Source organism: Bacillus sp. LR--39 (assembly GCF_053613335.1).
In genome coordinates this window covers 26852-44341 of the sequence record NZ_JBSIOT010000005.1, presented here as the reverse complement: position 1 = coordinate 44341, position 17490 = coordinate 26852, and the positions used below count along the sequence as shown (strand labels likewise).

The window sequence follows — 17490 nt, the reverse complement described above, 5'->3', positions numbered from 1 at the left end:
TTCTATCTACGTGCGCCGGGGGGATCGCAGTGAATCTACAGAACAGCAAGGGAAAGTTCAACAAAGTGCAATTTTGCCAGTTGGAGGACGAGCAGGTCATTGAAAAGGTTCATGTTGGGGATAGTGATGCGTTAGATTACTTGATTACGAAGTACCGTAATTTTGTACGGGCGAAAGCAAGGTCTTATTTTTTAATAGGGGCCGACAGAGAAGATATTGTACAGGAAGGGATGATAGGCTTATATAAGTCTATCCGAGACTTTAGAGAGGACAAGCTTACTTCATTTAAAGCTTTTGCAGAATTATGCATTACCCGCCAGATTATTACCGCAATAAAGACAGCTACCCGTCAGAAACACATTCCTTTAAATTCCTATGTTTCTTTAGACAAACCTATTTTTGATGAAGAATCTGACAGAACACTGCTTGATGTCATTTCAGGCGCTAAAACGTTAAATCCTGAAGAGATGATTATTAATCAGGAAGAATTTGATGATATCGAAATGAAAATGGGAGAACTGCTGAGCGATCTGGAGAGAAAGGTGCTTGTTTTGTACTTGGACGGAAGAAGTTACCAAGAGATTTCAGATGACTTAAACCGACACGTAAAATCAATCGATAATGCCCTGCAGCGCGTGAAGCGCAAGCTTGAAAAGTATTTAGAAATAAGAGAGATCAGCCTGTAGCAGGTTTCTGTGTCATATTGACAGAATTTTTCTGACTGTGCTATTTTATTAAGATAAATGAATGTTTAGGAAAAGGTGTAACGACATGAGAAAAAAGATTACGCTGGCATGCAAAACATGCGGAAATCGTAATTATACGACAATGAAAAGCTCTGCATCAGCGGCTGAGCGGTTAGAAGTTAAGAAGTACTGCAGCACTTGCAATTCACATACAGCTCATTTAGAAACAAAATAGTGTTCGCTTTTTAAATTGTGGAGGTCTTTTACATGCGCATGATGAGTTTCTTTAAAGATGTTGGGAAAGAAATGAAAAAGGTTAGCTGGCCTAAAGGCAAAGAGTTAACGCGCTATACAATCACGGTGATTTCAACGGTTATCTTTTTTGTTATCTTTTTTGCCCTCCTTGATACAGGAATTTCTCAATTAATTCGTTTAATAGTTGAATAATGATCAGCAATACGTGCTATAATAGATCATAATATCGTTTGCCAAAACCCGTTCAGCGGGTTTTTTATTGTGTTGTTGAAAAAGGATTCATAGGCCCTGAGCCTATTTTTTGTTTTACACTTCATTTTTAAATGCGGGGAGGGAAGGACTGCAGAGTCCTGATAGAATGGAAAAGAATTGGTATGTTGTTCATACGTATTCCGGTTATGAAAACAAAGTAAAAGCAAACCTTGAAAAACGTGTGGAATCAATGGGAATGCAGGATAAAATTTTCCGCGTTGTCGTCCCTGAAGAAGAAGAGACTGATATTAAGAACGGCAAGAAAAAAGTAGTCAAAAAGAAAGTGTTCCCGGGTTATGTGCTTGTTGAAATCGTCATGACTGATGATTCCTGGTATGTGGTCCGCAACACGCCGGGCGTTACCGGATTCGTCGGATCAGCCGGTTCAGGCTCAAAGCCGACTCCGCTTCTTCCTGGCGAAGCGGAAACCATCTTAAAACGCATGGGCATGGATGAGCGGAAAACCGACATTGATTTTGAATTGAATGAGACAGTCAAAGTCATAGACGGACCTTTCGCCAACTTTACAGGATCAATTGAAGAGATTGATTATGATAAGAGCAAAGTGAAAGTATTCGTTAACATGTTCGGCCGTGAAACGCCGGTTGAACTGGAATTTACCCAGATCGACAAATTGTAATGTGAAAAAACTTGAAATTGCTATATATTAATGATAATATAGCAAAGGTACGTCTTGGACTAATCCAAGGCAGCTAGCTTGATATTTCGTCATTCATATAAAGAATGAAACCTTGAGTGGGAGGGTTTACCCTATTACCACATCACGGACTTAAGGAGGTGTGTCTCGTGGCTAAAAAAGTAGTAAAAGTTGTAAAATTGCAAATTCCTGCTGGAAAAGCTAACCCAGCGCCGCCAGTTGGACCTGCACTAGGTCAAGCCGGTGTAAATATCATGGGATTCTGTAAGGAGTTTAACGCTCGTACAGCTGACCAAGCTGGTTTAATCATTCCTGTTGAAATTTCGGTTTACGAAGACCGTTCATTTACATTTATTACAAAAACTCCGCCTGCTGCAGTATTGCTTAAAAAAGCAGCTGGAATTGAGTCTGGTTCTGGTGAACCAAACCGTAATAAAGTGGCAACCGTTAAGCGCGATAAGGTTCGCGAAATCGCTGAAACGAAAATGCCTGACTTAAACGCAGCAGACGTTGAAGCGGCAATGCGCATGGTTGAAGGTACTGCCCGCAGTATGGGTATCGTTATCGAGGATTAATTTGTTTCTTGTCGGGTTGCGAGTTTTCACAAGTTCGCAACCCTTATTCGTGGGAGGTTATTCCGCTATAACCACATAAGGAGGAAATTTTAAAATGGCTAAAAAAGGTAAAAAGTACGTTGAAGCTGCGAAGCTTGTAGACCGTGCGAAAGCTTACGACGTCGCTGAAGCAGTGGCGCTTACTAAAAAAACAAACACAGCTAAATTCGACGCTACAGTTGAAGTTGCTTTTCGTTTAGGGGTTGACCCTCGTAAAAACGATCAGCAAATCCGCGGTGCAGTTGTACTTCCTAACGGAACTGGTAAAACTCAGCGCGTGCTTGTATTCGCTAAAGGCGAAAAAGCAAAAGAAGCTGAAGCTGCCGGTGCAGACTACGTTGGCGATTCTGATTACATCGCGAAAATCCAGCAAGGCTGGTTCGAATTCGATGTAATCGTTGCGACTCCTGACATGATGGGTGAAGTCGGTAAAATCGGCCGTGTGCTTGGACCAAAAGGTCTTATGCCAAACCCTAAAACAGGAACTGTTACATTCGAAGTAGAAAAAGCAATCGGCGAAATCAAAGCTGGTAAAGTAGAATACCGCGTTGACAAAGCTGGTAACATCCATGTTCCGATCGGAAAAGTTTCTTTCGAGGATGAAAAACTTGTTGAGAACTTCACAACAATGTATGATACAATCCTGAAAGCAAAACCGGCTGCGGCCAAAGGTGTTTACGTGAAAAACGTTGCCGTTACTTCTACTATGGGCCCTGGTGTCAAAGTAGACGCTTCTACTTTCAACGTAAAATAATATTTGACTTTAGATCAGCATTCTGATATGATTCAAAATGTTGTAAAATATAATATGTCATTTATACCGTAGACAGCAGGGGCCGTTGAGGCTTAATATCCTGCCGAGGTGTATATATATCACAGCTATTACGTTACGTATGCTTGTATATACAGCCTCCATGTCCACATGGAGGCTTTTTATATGAAATCGTCGTCACAGTCGTGATCACCTAGCGGTATAAGTGTTACACAAAATCTACAGGAGGTGTAACCATGAGCAGCGCAATTGATACAAAAAAAGTTGTTGTTGAAGAGATTGCTTCTAAACTGAAAGAAAGCAAATCAACGATCATCGTTGACTACCGCGGACTTAACGTTTCTGAAGTAACTGAACTCCGTAAACAGCTTCGCGAAGCTAACGTAGAGTTCAAAGTGTACAAAAACACAATGACTCGCCGTGCGGTTGAACAAGCTGAACTTGATGGTTTGAATGATGTCTTAACTGGACCGAATGCGATCGCATTCAGTACTGAAGATGTTATCGCTCCGGCAAAAGTTCTTAACGAGTTCGCGAAAAATCACGAAGCTCTGGAAATCAAAGCGGGCGTTATCGAAGGAAAAGTATCTTCTGTTGAAGAAGTGAAAGCTCTTGCTGAACTTCCTTCACGCGATGGCTTACTTTCTATGTTGCTTAGCGTACTTCAAGCTCCAGTTCGCAACCTTGCACTTGCAGCTAAAGCAGTTGCAGACCAAAAGGAAGAACAAGGCGCTTAATCTGATTTTACCCTAAAATAAAACAAATGGAGGAATTTCAAATGGCTTTAAATATCGAAGAAATCATTGCTTCCGTTAAAGAAGCAACTGTACTTGAACTGAACGACCTAGTAAAAGCAATCGAAGAAGAATTTGGCGTAACTGCTGCTGCTCCTGTAGCTGTAGCTGGCGGAGCTGCTGCTGGCGGCGCTGCTGAAGAGCAAAGCGAATTCGACCTTATCCTTGCTGGTGCAGGTTCTCAGAAAATCAAAGTTATCAAAGTTGTTCGTGAAATCACTGGTCTTGGCTTGAAAGAAGCTAAAGAACTTGTTGACAACACTCCAAAACCACTTAAAGAAGGTATTGCGAAAGAAGAAGCTGAAGAGCTTAAAGCTAAACTTGAAGAAGTTGGCGCTTCTGTAGAAGTTAAGTAATCTTCACTTGCCTGTAGGGGAAGCTCGCTTTTATGAGGCGGGCTTTTTCTTTGCTTTTCTTTAAGTGCCATTAAAAAAGGAGGTTCTAATAATGAGTGAACACTATTATTCAGAAAAACCTTCAGTTAAAAGCGATAAACAGACATGGTCATTTACACTGCGGAACAGATCTTATACATTCACAAGTGACAGCGGCGTTTTCTCGAAAAAGGAAGTTGATTTCGGTTCGCGCGTCTTAATTGAAGCGTTTGAAGAGCCGGAGATCGACGGTGACTTCCTGGATGCAGGCTGCGGTTACGGCCCGATCGGTCTGTCGCTCGCCGGTGCATTTACAGACCGGACCGTGCACATGATTGACGTGAATGAAAGAGCCGTAGAGCTGTCAAATGAAAATGCAGAAAAAAACGGAATAAAAAACGTTCGGATTTATCAGAGTGATTTATTTTCAAATATTGATTCTGCTCAAACATTTGCTTCTATTTTTACAAACCCCCCAATCCGCGCCGGAAAAAAAGTTGTCCATGCCATTTTTGAAAAAAGCGCTGAGCATTTAAGGGCTTCAGGTGAATTGTGGATCGTTATACAGAAAAAACAGGGCGGGCCTTCTGCCATTGAAAAACTGAAGGAGCTTTTTGACGAAGTTTCTGTGGTTCAAAAAAAGAAAGGCTATTATATCATAAAAGCAAAAAAAGTTTGACTTGAATTTTCAGCTATGTTAATATTGTAAAATGCCAATGTATATATTTTGCATGATATGCTGAAATAATCATAGTGCATGTATAAATTATACAAACATGGAAATGCTAATAAAATCGGTATTTGTTTTTGGATGTGGTTTTCTTAATTAGAAACCCTTTTTTCTTTTGTCTTGTAAAAGTATTTCTTTATCGTAAGAGATGCTTATTACACATATAATACGCATGATTTGAGGGGTGAATCAGTTGACAGGTCAACTAGTTCAGTATGGACGACACCGCCAGCGCAGAAGCTATGCTCGCATTAGCGAAGTGTTAGAATTACCAAATCTCATTGAAATTCAAACCTCTTCTTATCAGTGGTTTCTTGATGAGGGTCTTAGAGAGATGTTTCAAGACATATCACCAATTGAGGATTTCACTGGTAACCTCTCTCTAGAGTTCATTGACTACAGTTTAGGAGATCCTAAGTATCCCGTTGAAGAGTCAAAAGAACGTGATGTGACTTACTCAGCTCCGCTGAGAGTGAAGGTTCGTTTAATTAACAAAGAAACTGGAGAGGTAAAAGATCAGGATGTCTTCATGGGTGATTTCCCTATTATGACAGATACCGGTACTTTTATCATCAACGGTGCAGAACGTGTTATCGTATCTCAGCTTGTTCGGTCTCCAAGTGTATATTTCAGTGGTAAAGTAGACAAAAACGGTAAAAAAGGTTTTACCGCGACTGTCATTCCAAACCGTGGCGCATGGTTAGAATACGAAACTGATGCGAAAGATGTTGTGTATGTCCGCATTGATCGCACACGTAAGTTGCCGGTTACGGTTCTTTTGCGTGCTCTCGGCTTCGGTTCCGACCAAGAGATTCTCGATCTCATTGGTGAGAACGAATATCTCCGCAATACACTGGATAAGGACAACACTGAAAACAGTGACAAAGCGCTTCTTGAAATCTATGAGCGCCTTCGTCCCGGAGAGCCGCCTACAGTAGAAAATGCAAAAAGCTTGCTGGATTCCCGTTTCTTCGATCCGAAGCGATACGACCTTGCGAATGTAGGACGCTATAAAATTAATAAAAAGCTTCATATCAAGAACCGCCTGTTTAACCAGCGCCTTGCAGAAACACTGGTGGATCCGGAAACCGGTGAAATTCTCGCTGAAAAAGGGCAGATTCTTGACAGAAGAACACTTGATAAAGTATTGCCATACTTAGAAAATGGAATCGGCTTCAGAAAACTTTATCCTAACGGCGGCGTTGTCGAGGATGAAGTGATGCTTCAATCCATTAAAATCTATGCTCCTACCGATGCAGAAGGAGAGCAGACGATCAATGTGATCGGCAATGCTTACATCGAAGAAGCGATTAAAAACATTACGCCTGCTGATATTATTTCTTCTATCAGCTACTTCTTCAACCTCCTGCACGGAGTGGGCGACACTGATGATATCGACCATCTCGGAAACCGCCGTCTGCGTTCTGTAGGTGAGCTCCTGCAAAACCAATTCCGTATCGGTTTAAGCCGGATGGAACGTGTCGTACGTGAAAGAATGTCTATTCAAGACACAAATACAATTACGCCGCAGCAGCTGATTAACATCAGACCTGTTATTGCGTCTATTAAAGAGTTCTTCGGAAGCTCACAGCTTTCTCAATTCATGGATCAGACGAACCCGCTTGCTGAATTGACGCACAAACGCCGTCTGTCAGCTCTCGGACCGGGCGGTTTGACACGTGAGCGCGCAGGTATGGAAGTACGTGACGTTCACTACTCTCACTATGGCCGTATGTGCCCGATTGAAACGCCTGAGGGCCCGAACATCGGTTTGATCAACTCATTGTCATCATTTGCGAAAGTAAACCGCTTTGGTTTCATTGAGACGCCATACCGCCGCGTTGATCCTGAAACAGGAAAAGTAACGCCTAGAATCGACTACCTGACTGCTGATGAAGAGGATAACTATGTCGTAGCCCAAGCGAATGCTAAGCTGAGCGATGACGGTTCTTTCTTGGATGACAGCATCGTAGCGCGTTTCAGAGGGGAAAACACCGTTGTAGCCCGCAACCGCGTGGATTACATGGACGTTTCTCCTAAACAGGTTGTTTCTGCTGCGACAGCATGTATTCCGTTCTTGGAAAACGATGACTCTAACCGTGCTCTAATGGGAGCGAACATGCAGCGTCAGGCTGTGCCTTTGATGCAGCCGGAAGCTCCGATCGTCGGAACGGGTATGGAATACGTATCCGGTAAAGACTCCGGTGCAGCCGTTATTTGTAAACACCCTGGTATCGTTGAACGGGTGGAAGCGAAAAACGTATGGGTGCGCCGCTATGAAGAAATTGACGGCCAAAAAGTAAAAGGCAACCTGGATAAGTACAGCTTGCTGAAATTTGTCCGCTCCAACCAAGGTACGTGCTACAACCAGCGTCCGATCGTCAGTGTCGGCGATGAAGTAGTCAAAGGAGAAATCCTTGCTGACGGACCTTCAATGGAGCTTGGCGAACTTGCTCTCGGCCGCAACGTAATGGTCGGCTTCATGACATGGGATGGTTACAACTATGAGGATGCCATCATCATGAGTGAACGCCTTGTGAAAGATGATGTATACACATCTATTCACATTGAAGAATATGAATCAGAAGCACGTGATACAAAGCTTGGGCCTGAAGAGATCACCCGCGATATTCCAAACGTAGGGGAAGACGCGCTTCGCAATCTTGATGACCGCGGAATTATCCGTATCGGTGCGGAAGTCAACGACGGAGACCTTCTCGTAGGTAAAGTAACGCCTAAAGGTGTAACTGAGCTTACGGCTGAAGAACGCCTTCTGCATGCGATCTTTGGAGAAAAAGCGCGTGAAGTCCGTGATACTTCTCTCCGTGTGCCTCACGGCGGCGGCGGAATTATCCACGACGTAAAAGTCTTCAACCGTGAAGACGGCGACGAACTTCCTCCGGGAGTGAACCAGCTTGTACGCGTATATATCGTTCAGAAACGTAAGATTTCTGAAGGTGATAAAATGGCCGGACGTCACGGAAACAAAGGGGTTATCTCGAAGATTCTTCCTGAAGAAGATATGCCTTACCTTCCTGACGGCACGCCGATCGATATCATGCTTAACCCGCTGGGTGTACCATCACGTATGAATATCGGTCAGGTATTAGAACTTCACATGGGTATGGCTGCCCGCTACCTCGGCATTCACATCGCGTCACCTGTATTTGACGGCGCGCGTGAAGAAGATGTGTGGGAAACACTTGAAGAAGCAGGCATGTCAAGAGACGCTAAAACAGTTCTTTATGACGGCCGTACGGGAGAACCGTTTGACAACCGTGTATCTGTCGGAATCATGTACATGATCAAACTGGCGCACATGGTTGATGATAAACTTCATGCCCGTTCGACAGGTCCTTACTCACTTGTTACGCAGCAGCCTCTCGGCGGTAAAGCCCAATTCGGCGGACAGCGTTTCGGTGAGATGGAGGTTTGGGCGCTTGAAGCTTACGGCGCAGCTTACACGCTTCAAGAAATCCTGACTGTGAAGTCCGATGACGTGGTCGGACGTGTGAAAACATATGAAGCCATCGTCAAAGGCGACAATGTTCCAGAGCCTGGTGTTCCGGAATCATTCAAAGTATTGATCAAAGAGCTTCAAAGCTTAGGTATGGACGTAAAAATCCTTTCAGGCGATGAAGAAGAAATAGAAATGAGAGATCTAGAAGACGAGGAAGATGCGAAACAAGCTGACGGCCTTGCATTATCAGGTGATGAAGCGCCGGAAGAAACAGCATCTCCAGACGTTGAACGTGACGCAGTAACGAAAGAATAGTCTCTGATTGATAAAGGCAAGTGACATCGGTTAATCCGAAGATAAAAAGGGAGGTAGGCCCCTTGCTAGATGTGAACAATTTTGAGTATATGAACATCGGTCTTGCTTCACCGGATAAAATCCGTTCATGGTCTTTTGGTGAAGTGAAAAAGCCTGAAACGATAAACTATCGTACATTGAAACCTGAAAAGGACGGCCTGTTCTGCGAACGCATTTTCGGACCGACTAAGGACTGGGAATGTCATTGCGGCAAGTACAAGCGGGTTCGTTATAAAGGCGTAGTTTGTGACCGTTGCGGAGTTGAAGTAACGCGGGCTAAAGTCCGTCGTGAGAGAATGGGGCATATTGAACTGGCTGCCCCGGTTTCTCACATTTGGTATTTCAAAGGTATTCCGAGCCGTATGGGTCTTGTATTGGATATGTCACCGCGTGCGCTGGAAGAAGTTATTTACTTTGCTTCTTACGTCGTAACTGACCCGGCCAATACACCGCTCGAAAAGAAACAGCTTTTATCTGAAAAGGAATACCGTGCGTATCTGGATAAGTACGGAAACAAATTCCAAGCCTCTATGGGTGCGGAAGCCATTAATAAACTTCTGCAGGACATCGACCTGGTCAAAGAAGTTGATATGTTAAAAGAAGAGCTGAAGACTTCTCAGGGACAGCGCCGTACACGTGCGATCAAACGCCTTGAAGTGCTTGAAGCCTTCCGTAATTCAGGAAACAAGCCGTCTTGGATGATCCTCGACGTGCTTCCGGTTATTCCGCCTGAATTAAGACCGATGGTTCAGCTTGACGGCGGACGTTTCGCAACGTCTGACCTGAACGACCTTTACCGTCGTGTCATCAACCGTAATAACCGTTTAAAACGTCTGTTAGACCTCGGCGCGCCAAGCATCATCGTTCAGAACGAAAAACGTATGCTTCAGGAAGCAGTCGACGCTCTGATTGACAACGGACGCCGCGGCCGTCCGGTTACCGGACCGGGTAACCGTCCGCTTAAATCTCTTTCTCACATGCTGAAAGGGAAACAAGGGCGTTTCCGTCAGAACCTTCTCGGTAAACGTGTAGACTACTCAGGACGTTCCGTTATCGTCGTAGGTCCGCATCTGAAAATGTATCAGTGCGGTTTGCCGAAGGAAATGGCGCTTGAGCTCTTCAAGCCTTTCGTCATGAAAGAGCTTGTTGAAAAAGGCCTTGCTCACAATATCAAGAGCGCAAAACGCAAAATCGAACGCGTGCAGCCTGAAGTATGGGATGTACTTGAATCTGTCATTAAGGAGCATCCGGTCTTACTGAACCGTGCCCCTACTCTTCACAGATTAGGTATCCAGGCTTTCGAACCGACGCTTGTTGAAGGACGCGCCATCCGTCTTCACCCGTTAGTATGTACAGCTTATAACGCTGACTTTGACGGTGACCAAATGGCGGTTCACGTACCTTTATCAGCTGAGGCTCAAGCTGAGGCGCGCATTCTGATGCTTGCGGCCCAAAACATCTTGAACCCTAAAGATGGTAAACCGGTTGTTACGCCGTCTCAGGATATGGTATTAGGAAACTACTACCTGACGCTTGAGCGCGCCGGAGCAGTCGGCGAGGGTATGGTTTTCAAAAATACGGACGAAGCGCTTCTTGCTTATCAAAACGGTTATGTTCACCTTCATACGAGAGTAGCTGTTGCAGCGAACTCCCTTAAGAATGTGACATTTACTGAAGAACAGCGTTCAAAATTGTTAATTACAACTGTCGGTAAGCTCGTCTTCAATGAAATTCTTCCGGAATCATTCCCTTACATGAATGAACCAACGAAGAGCAACATTGAAGAGAAGACACCTGACCGTTTCTTCTTAGACAAAGGTGCTGACGTAAAAGCTGTGATTGCTGAGCAGCCGATCAACGCACCGTTTAAAAAAGGCATTCTCGGTAAAATCATCGCGGAAATCTTTAAACGATTCCATATCACGGAAACGTCTAAAATGCTTGACCGCATGAAAAACCTCGGTTTCAGATATTCAACGAAAGCCGGCATCACAGTAGGGGTTTCTGATATCGTCGTTCTCGATGATAAACAGGAAATCCTTGAAGAAGCACAAAGCAAAGTTGATAATGTCCTGAAACAGTTCAGACGCGGTTTAATCACCGAAGAAGAACGTTATGAAAGAGTCATTTCAATTTGGAGTTCAGCGAAAGATGTTATCCAAGGCAAACTGATGAAATCATTAGACGAAGTCAACCCGATCTACATGATGAGTGACTCAGGAGCCCGTGGTAACGCATCTAACTTTACACAGCTTGCGGGTATGCGCGGTCTGATGGCCAACCCGGCTGGACGAATCATTGAATTGCCGATTAAATCAAGTTTCCGTGAAGGTCTGACAGTATTGGAGTACTTTATCTCCACTCACGGTGCGCGTAAAGGTCTTGCCGATACCGCCCTGAAAACAGCTGACTCAGGTTACCTTACACGCCGTCTTGTTGATGTTGCGCAGGATGTTATCATTCGTGAAACAGATTGCGGAACAGACCGCGGTATTCTTGCAAAACCGCTCAAAGAAGGCACGGAAATCATCGAGCGTCTGGAAGAGCGTCTGATCGGACGTTTCGCCAGAAAACAGATCAAACATCCTGAAACGGGTGCTGTGCTCATTAACGAAAATGAATTGATCGATGAAGATAAAGCGCTGGAAATCGTTGAAGCCGGAATCGAAGAAGTGTGGATCCGTTCCGCGTTCACATGTAACACTCCTCATGGTGTATGTAAACGATGCTACGGACGTAACCTTGCAACCGGAACTGATGTTGAAGTCGGCGAAGCAGTAGGTATTATCGCCGCTCAATCTATCGGTGAGCCTGGAACACAGTTAACAATGCGTACGTTCCACACAGGCGGGGTTGCCGGAGACGATATCACACAAGGTCTTCCGCGTATCCAAGAGCTTTTCGAAGCGCGTAATCCGAAAGGTCAAGCGACGATTTCTGAAATTGACGGTACAATTGCCGAAATCAATGAAGTCCGCGACAAACAGCAGGAGATTGTTGTTCAGGGCGCTGTTGAGACACGTTCATACACGGCACCTTACAACTCACGCCTGAAAGTGGCTGAGGGTGATCAGATTACCCGCGGCCAAGTGCTGACAGAAGGTTCTATCGATCCGAAAGAACTTCTTAAAGTCACTGACCTGACAACGGTTCAGGAATATCTTCTGCATGAGGTTCAGAAGGTTTACCGTATGCAGGGGGTTGAAATCGGCGATAAACACGTAGAAGTAATGGTTCGCCAGATGCTTCGCAAAGTCCGTGTGATCGATGCCGGAGATACTGATGTTCTCCCTGGCACATTGCTTGATATTCACCAATTTACAGAAGCGAACAAAAAAGTGCTGCTTGAAGGCAATCGACCTGCTACAGGCCGTCCTGTCCTTCTCGGTATCACAAAAGCTTCACTCGAGACGGATTCATTCTTGTCTGCCGCATCATTCCAAGAAACAACACGCGTTCTTACAGATGCTGCGATTAAAGGCAAGCGCGATGAACTTCTCGGCCTGAAAGAGAATGTTATCATCGGTAAACTGGTTCCGGCCGGTACCGGTATGATGAATTACAGAAAAGTAAAACCTGTTTCAAACGTTCAGCCTTCGGAAGATATGGTTCCGGCTGAATAATAGAAACTGCTGCAGGAAAGGCTGTTTCGACAGCTTTTCCTCAGTATTACAATTATTCTGGCGGGGGACTGCACTAAAAAATGTCATACGTTGTTGACATCCGTCCCGCAGAGTGATAATATAACCAAGGTGCTCGAAATAAAACCTGTTACTTTGGAGGATATGTTTATGTCTTATGATAAAGTATCACAGGCCAAATCAATTATTATTGGTACGAAGCAAACAGTGAAAGCTCTAAAACGAGGTTCAGTGAAGGAAGTCGTCGTGGCAAAAGACGCGGATTCAGTTCTTACGGCTGGCGTTATCCAGCTTGCAAAGAACCAAAATACCGCTGTCTGTATGGTGGATTCCATGAAAAAGCTCGGCAAAGCCTGCGGAATTGAAGTGGGAGCAGCAGCTGTTGCCATTATGTTATAGCGTACTTTTTGTTTTTATATAAGATATCATTCTTGTGTAAAGACATTGTTTTTTGCCTAATGATGAACCACCTGGGTATGTGGGTTATAAAACGTAATGAAGGGAGGAACACAACATGCCTACAATTAATCAGCTAATTCGCAAGGGACGCGTGAGCAAAGTTGAAAACTCTAAGTCACCTGCATTAAACAAAGGATACAACAGCTTTAAAAAAGAGCACACTAACGTATCTTCTCCACAAAAACGCGGGGTATGTACTCGTGTGGGTACAATGACACCGAAAAAACCGAACTCAGCACTTCGTAAATATGCTCGTGTTCGTTTGACTAACGGAATCGAGGTTACTGCCTACATTCCTGGTATCGGTCACAACCTGCAAGAGCACAGCGTTGTACTGATCCGCGGCGGACGTGTAAAAGACTTACCGGGGGTACGCTACCACATCGTTCGTGGCGCGCTTGATACTGCCGGAGTTGAAAACCGTGCGCAAGGCCGTTCTAAATACGGTACGAAACGTCCTAAAGCAAAGTAATCAAATAAATCATTAAAACTATGAAGGGAGGATATTCAGATGCCACGTAAAGGTCCTGTAGCAAAAAGAGATGTTTTACCTGATCCGCTTTACAACTCTAAGCTGGTATCCCGCCTGATCAACAAAATGATGATCGACGGTAAAAAAGGTAAATCTCAAACAATCCTATACAAGTCATTCGATATCATTAAAGAACGCACTGGCAATGATGCAATGGAGGTTTTCGAACAAGCATTGAAAAACATCATGCCTGTACTTGAAGTAAAAGCACGCCGTGTAGGTGGAGCTAACTACCAAGTGCCTGTAGAAGTTCGTCCTGAACGCCGTACAACTCTTGGTCTTCGCTGGTTGGTTAACTATGCGCGTCTTCGCGGAGAAAAAACAATGGAAGAGCGCCTTGCTAACGAAATTCTTGATGCAGCTAACAACACTGGTGCTGCCGTTAAGAAACGTGAAGACACTCACAAGATGGCAGAAGCGAACAAAGCATTTGCTCACTACCGCTGGTAGGATTCATATAATCAAAATAATAATTCCCTAATAAGGAAGGAGAAATTACCCAATGGCAAGAGAGTTCTCCTTAGAAAAAACTCGTAATATCGGGATCATGGCTCACATCGATGCCGGTAAAACGACTACTACAGAACGGATCTTGTTCTACACAGGCCGTATCCACAAAATTGGCGAAACTCACGAAGGTGCTTCGCAAATGGACTGGATGGAGCAGGAACAAGAACGCGGTATCACAATCACTTCTGCAGCAACGACTGCACAGTGGAAAGGTTACCGTGTAAACATCATCGATACACCGGGACACGTAGACTTCACAGTTGAAGTTGAACGTTCACTCCGTGTACTTGATGGTGCGGTTGCCGTACTTGATGCTCAATCAGGTGTTGAGCCTCAGACAGAAACAGTATGGCGCCAAGCAACAACTTACGGAGTACCGCGTGTTGTATTTGTCAACAAAATGGACAAAATCGGTGCAGACTTCCTTTACTCTGTAGGCACTTTAAGAGACCGTCTTCAAGCTAACGCTCACGCAATTCAATTGCCGATCGGCGCTGAAGACAACTTCGAAGGTATCATCGACTTAGTAGAAAACGTTGCGTATTTCTACGAAGATGACCTTGGAACTCGTTCAGATGCGAAAGAAATCCCTGAAGAGTACAAAGAACAAGCTGAAGAGCTTCGCAGCAGCCTGATTGAAGCTGTAGCTGAGCTTGATGAAGAGCTTATGGAAAAGTACCTTGAAGGTGAAGAAATCACTATCCCTGAACTGAAAGCTGCTATCCGTAAAGGTACACTGAATGTTGAATTCTACCCTGTACTTGTTGGTTCTGCTTTCAAAAACAAAGGTGTTCAGCTAGTACTTGATGCTGTTCTTGACTACCTTCCTGCGCCAACTGATGTTGCTGCAATCAAAGGTGTACGTCCTGATACAGATGAAGAGATCGTTCGTCATTCTTCTGATGAAGAGCCATTCTCTGCACTTGCATTTAAAGTTATGACTGACCCTTATGTCGGTAAGCTGACATTCTTCCGCGTATATTCCGGTACACTTGATTCCGGTTCATATGTAAAGAACTCTACAAAAGGCAAGCGTGAGCGCGTAGGACGTATCCTTCAAATGCACGCTAACAGCCGTGAAGAGATCTCTACTGTTTACGCTGGAGACATCGCAGCTGCTGTAGGTCTAAAAGATACTTCTACTGGAGATACTCTATGTGATGAGAAGGATCTTGTAATCCTTGAATCAATGGAATTCCCAGAGCCTGTTATCGACGTAGCGATTGAGCCTAAATCAAAAGCTGACCAAGATAAAATGGGTATCGCTTTAGCGAAACTTGCTGAAGAAGATCCTACATTCCGTACACAAACAAACCCTGAAACGGGTCAAACAATCATCTCTGGTATGGGTGAGCTTCACCTTGATATCATTGTTGATCGTATGAAGCGTGAGTTCAAAGTTGAAGCTAACGTTGGTGCTCCTCAAGTTGCGTACCGTGAGACATTCCGTACCGGTGCAAAAGTTGAAGGTAAATTCGTACGTCAATCAGGCGGACGCGGTCAGTTCGGTCACGTTTGGATCGAATTTGAACCGAACGAAGAAGGCGCTGGCTTTGAATTCGAAAACGCAATCGTCGGTGGTGTTGTTCCTCGTGAATACATCCCAGCCGTACAAGCAGGTCTTGAAGACTCTCTTGAAAATGGTGTCCTAGCCGGATTCCCGCTAATCGACATCAAGGCGAAACTTTTTGATGGATCTTACCATGATGTTGACTCAAACGAAATGGCGTTTAAAGTCGCTGCTTCTATGGCATTGAAAAATGCAGTCAGCAAATGTAACCCAGTTCTTCTTGAACCAATCATGAAAGTTGAAGTTGTTATTCCTGAAGAATACATGGGAGACATCATGGGTGATGTTACTTCTCGTCGCGGACGCGTAGAAGGTATGGAAGCTCGCGGTAACGCTCAAGTTGTGCGTGCGATGGTACCTCTTGCTGAAATGTTCGGTTACGCTACTGCCCTTCGTTCTAACACGCAAGGACGCGGTACGTTCACAATGTTCATGGATCACTACGAAGAAGTGCCGAAGAGCATCGCTGAAGAAATTATCAAAAAAAATAAAGGCGAATAATTGATTTTGCCACTTAACTCAAGTATAACTACTATTGTAAGATGAGGAAGTGAGAGCTTGCTTTCACTTTCTATCACTCTATACATTACTAATTAAAAGCTCTTAAGGAGGATTTTAGAATGGCTAAAGAAAAATTCGACCGTTCCAAATCACATGCCAATATCGGTACAATTGGACACGTTGACCATGGTAAAACAACATTAACTGCTGCTATCTCAACAGTACTTCATAAGAAATCTGGTAAAGGTACAGCTATGGCGTACGATCAAATTGATGGTGCTCCAGAAGAACGTGAGCGCGGTATCACAATCTCTACTGCACACGTTGAGTACGAAACTGACACTCGTCACTATGCACACGTTGACTGCCCAGGACACGCTGACTATGTTAAAAACATGATCACTGGTGCTGCGCAAATGGACGGAGCTATCCTTGTAGTATCTGCTGCTGATGGCCCAATGCCACAAACTCGTGAGCACATCCTTCTTTCTAAAAACGTTGGTGTACCATACATCGTAGTATTCCTTAACAAATGCGACATGGTAGACGACGAAGAGCTTCTTGAGCTTGTTGAAATGGAAGTTCGCGATCTTCTTAGCGAATACGACTTCCCTGGTGATGATGTACCAGTTGTTAAAGGTTCTGCTCTTAAAGCTCTTGAAGGTGACGCTGAGTACGAAGAAAAAATTCTTGAACTTATGGCTGCAGTTGATGAGTACATCCCAACTCCAGAACGCGACACTGACAAACCATTCATGATGCCAGTTGAGGACGTATTCTCAATCACTGGTCGTGGTACAGTTGCTACTGGCCGTGTAGAACGCGGACAAGTTAAAGTCGGTGACGAAGTTGAAATCATCGGTCTTCAAGAAGAAAACAGCAAAACAACTGTTACAGGTGTTGAAATGTTCCGTAAGCTTCTTGACTATGCTGAAGCTGGAGACAACATCGGTGCACTTCTTCGCGGTGTAGCTCGTGAAGACATCCAACGTGGACAAGTACTTGCTAAACCAGGTACAATCACTCCACACAGCAAATTCAAAGCTGAAGTTTACGTTCTTTCTAAAGAAGAGGGTGGACGTCATACTCCATTCTTCTCTAACTACCGTCCTCAGTTCTACTTCCGTACAACTGACGTAACTGGTATCATCAATCTTCCAGAAGGCGTAGAAATGGTTATGCCTGGAGATAACACTGAAATGATCGTTGAACTTATCTCTACAATCGCTATCGAAGAAGGAACTCGTTTCTCTATTCGTGAAGGCGGACGTACAGTTGGTTCAGGCGTTGTTTCTACAATCACTGAGTAATCGACTCGTTCATTAATG

General features: G+C 44.3%; 16 protein-coding genes and 1 other annotated feature. All 16 genes read left to right on the top strand.

The genetic code is table 11. From position 1 onward, the window contains the following. Positions 1–29 precede the first annotated feature (29 nt). The 16 genes from sigH (at position 30) to tuf (ending at position 17472) form a co-directional block, all read left to right on the top strand. On the top strand, positions 30–686 hold the full coding sequence (gene sigH / locus ACWHAR_RS18535; RefSeq protein ID WP_003156415.1) for an RNA polymerase sporulation sigma factor SigH: 657 nt from the start codon (positions 30–32) through the stop codon (positions 684–686). A gap of 85 nt (positions 687–771) precedes the next feature. Further along, complete coding sequence (gene rpmG / locus ACWHAR_RS18530) at positions 772–921, top strand: 50S ribosomal protein L33 (RefSeq protein ID WP_003156421.1); 150 nt, start codon at positions 772–774, stop codon at positions 919–921. A gap of 32 nt (positions 922–953) precedes the next feature. Beyond that, positions 954–1133, top strand: a complete 180-nt coding sequence (gene secE, locus ACWHAR_RS18525; RefSeq protein ID WP_003156422.1) for a preprotein translocase subunit SecE — start codon at positions 954–956, stop codon at positions 1131–1133. A gap of 166 nt (positions 1134–1299) precedes the next feature. Beyond that, positions 1300–1833: a transcription termination/antitermination protein NusG gene (nusG, locus tag ACWHAR_RS18520; protein WP_003156423.1), complete on the top strand. Its 534-nt coding sequence runs from the start codon at positions 1300–1302 to the stop codon at positions 1831–1833. Between the two features lie 167 nt (positions 1834–2000). Continuing rightward, positions 2001–2426 carry a 50S ribosomal protein L11 gene (rplK, locus tag ACWHAR_RS18515; RefSeq protein WP_003156430.1) on the top strand — a complete coding sequence of 142 codons (426 nt, stop codon included), beginning with the start codon at positions 2001–2003 and terminating at the stop codon, positions 2424–2426. A 94-nt stretch (positions 2427–2520) separates the two neighbouring features. After that, positions 2521–3219, top strand: a complete 699-nt coding sequence (gene rplA, locus ACWHAR_RS18510) for a 50S ribosomal protein L1 (RefSeq protein WP_003156431.1) — start codon at positions 2521–2523, stop codon at positions 3217–3219. Positions 3220–3267: 48 nt separating this feature from the next. After that, positions 3268–3410, top strand: a sequence feature (ribosomal protein L10 leader region). A 63-nt stretch (positions 3411–3473) separates the two neighbouring features. Further along, a complete protein-coding gene (rplJ, locus tag ACWHAR_RS18505) occupies positions 3474–3974 on the top strand; it encodes a 50S ribosomal protein L10 (protein WP_007410396.1) in 501 nt (166 codons plus the stop codon). Between the two features lie 41 nt (positions 3975–4015). Further along, positions 4016–4387 (top strand): 50S ribosomal protein L7/L12, encoded by a 372-nt coding sequence (gene rplL, locus ACWHAR_RS18500; RefSeq protein ID WP_003156436.1) that lies wholly within the window; start codon positions 4016–4018, stop codon positions 4385–4387. Positions 4388–4478: 91 nt separating this feature from the next. After that, positions 4479–5084, top strand: a complete 606-nt coding sequence (locus tag ACWHAR_RS18495; RefSeq protein ID WP_029325705.1) for a class I SAM-dependent methyltransferase — start codon at positions 4479–4481, stop codon at positions 5082–5084. 244 nt (positions 5085–5328) lie between these two features. Then, positions 5329–8910 carry a DNA-directed RNA polymerase subunit beta gene (gene rpoB / locus ACWHAR_RS18490; protein ID WP_003156440.1) on the top strand — a complete coding sequence of 1194 codons (3582 nt, stop codon included), beginning with the start codon at positions 5329–5331 and terminating at the stop codon, positions 8908–8910. A 62-nt stretch (positions 8911–8972) separates the two neighbouring features. Further along, positions 8973–12572, top strand: coding sequence for a DNA-directed RNA polymerase subunit beta' (gene rpoC / locus ACWHAR_RS18485; RefSeq protein ID WP_007410398.1), 3600 nt, complete (start codon positions 8973–8975; stop codon positions 12570–12572). Positions 12573–12740: 168 nt separating this feature from the next. Then, complete coding sequence (locus ACWHAR_RS18480; RefSeq protein WP_003156443.1) at positions 12741–12989, top strand: 50S ribosomal protein L7ae-like protein; 249 nt, start codon at positions 12741–12743, stop codon at positions 12987–12989. Positions 12990–13104: 115 nt separating this feature from the next. Beyond that, positions 13105–13521 carry a 30S ribosomal protein S12 gene (rpsL, locus tag ACWHAR_RS18475; protein ID WP_003156445.1) on the top strand — a complete coding sequence of 139 codons (417 nt, stop codon included), beginning with the start codon at positions 13105–13107 and terminating at the stop codon, positions 13519–13521. 39 nt (positions 13522–13560) lie between these two features. Beyond that, positions 13561–14031 carry a 30S ribosomal protein S7 gene (rpsG, locus tag ACWHAR_RS18470; protein ID WP_003156447.1) on the top strand — a complete coding sequence of 157 codons (471 nt, stop codon included), beginning with the start codon at positions 13561–13563 and terminating at the stop codon, positions 14029–14031. A 52-nt stretch (positions 14032–14083) separates the two neighbouring features. Next, the gene (fusA, locus tag ACWHAR_RS18465) at positions 14084–16162 is read left to right on the top strand and encodes an elongation factor G (protein ID WP_007410399.1); all 2079 of its coding nucleotides are present in this window, start codon (positions 14084–14086) and stop codon (positions 16160–16162) included. A gap of 119 nt (positions 16163–16281) precedes the next feature. Next, the gene (gene tuf / locus ACWHAR_RS18460) at positions 16282–17472 is read left to right on the top strand and encodes an elongation factor Tu (RefSeq protein ID WP_007410400.1); all 1191 of its coding nucleotides are present in this window, start codon (positions 16282–16284) and stop codon (positions 17470–17472) included. Positions 17473–17490: the final 18 nt, after the last annotated feature.

Excerpts from the sequence above, each read along its gene's own strand:
- ACWHAR_RS18480 (WP_003156443.1), top strand. The coding sequence starts at position 12,741 with ATGTCTTATGATAAAGTATCACAGGCCAAATCAATTATTATTGGTACG.
- nusG (WP_003156423.1), top strand. The coding sequence starts at position 1,300 with ATGGAAAAGAATTGGTATGTTGTTCATACGTATTCCGGTTATGAAAAC.
- rplJ (WP_007410396.1), top strand. The coding sequence starts at position 3,474 with ATGAGCAGCGCAATTGATACAAAAAAAGTTGTTGTTGAAGAGATTGCT.
- rplA (WP_003156431.1), top strand. The coding sequence starts at position 2,521 with ATGGCTAAAAAAGGTAAAAAGTACGTTGAAGCTGCGAAGCTTGTAGAC.
- rpmG (WP_003156421.1), top strand. The coding sequence starts at position 772 with ATGAGAAAAAAGATTACGCTGGCATGCAAAACATGCGGAAATCGTAAT.
- secE (WP_003156422.1), top strand. The coding sequence starts at position 954 with ATGCGCATGATGAGTTTCTTTAAAGATGTTGGGAAAGAAATGAAAAAG.
- ACWHAR_RS18495 (WP_029325705.1), top strand. The coding sequence starts at position 4,479 with ATGAGTGAACACTATTATTCAGAAAAACCTTCAGTTAAAAGCGATAAA.
- fusA (WP_007410399.1), top strand. The coding sequence starts at position 14,084 with ATGGCAAGAGAGTTCTCCTTAGAAAAAACTCGTAATATCGGGATCATG.
- tuf (WP_007410400.1), top strand. The coding sequence starts at position 16,282 with ATGGCTAAAGAAAAATTCGACCGTTCCAAATCACATGCCAATATCGGT.
- rpsG (WP_003156447.1), top strand. The coding sequence starts at position 13,561 with ATGCCACGTAAAGGTCCTGTAGCAAAAAGAGATGTTTTACCTGATCCG.
- rplL (WP_003156436.1), top strand. The coding sequence starts at position 4,016 with ATGGCTTTAAATATCGAAGAAATCATTGCTTCCGTTAAAGAAGCAACT.
- rpsL (WP_003156445.1), top strand. The coding sequence starts at position 13,105 with ATGCCTACAATTAATCAGCTAATTCGCAAGGGACGCGTGAGCAAAGTT.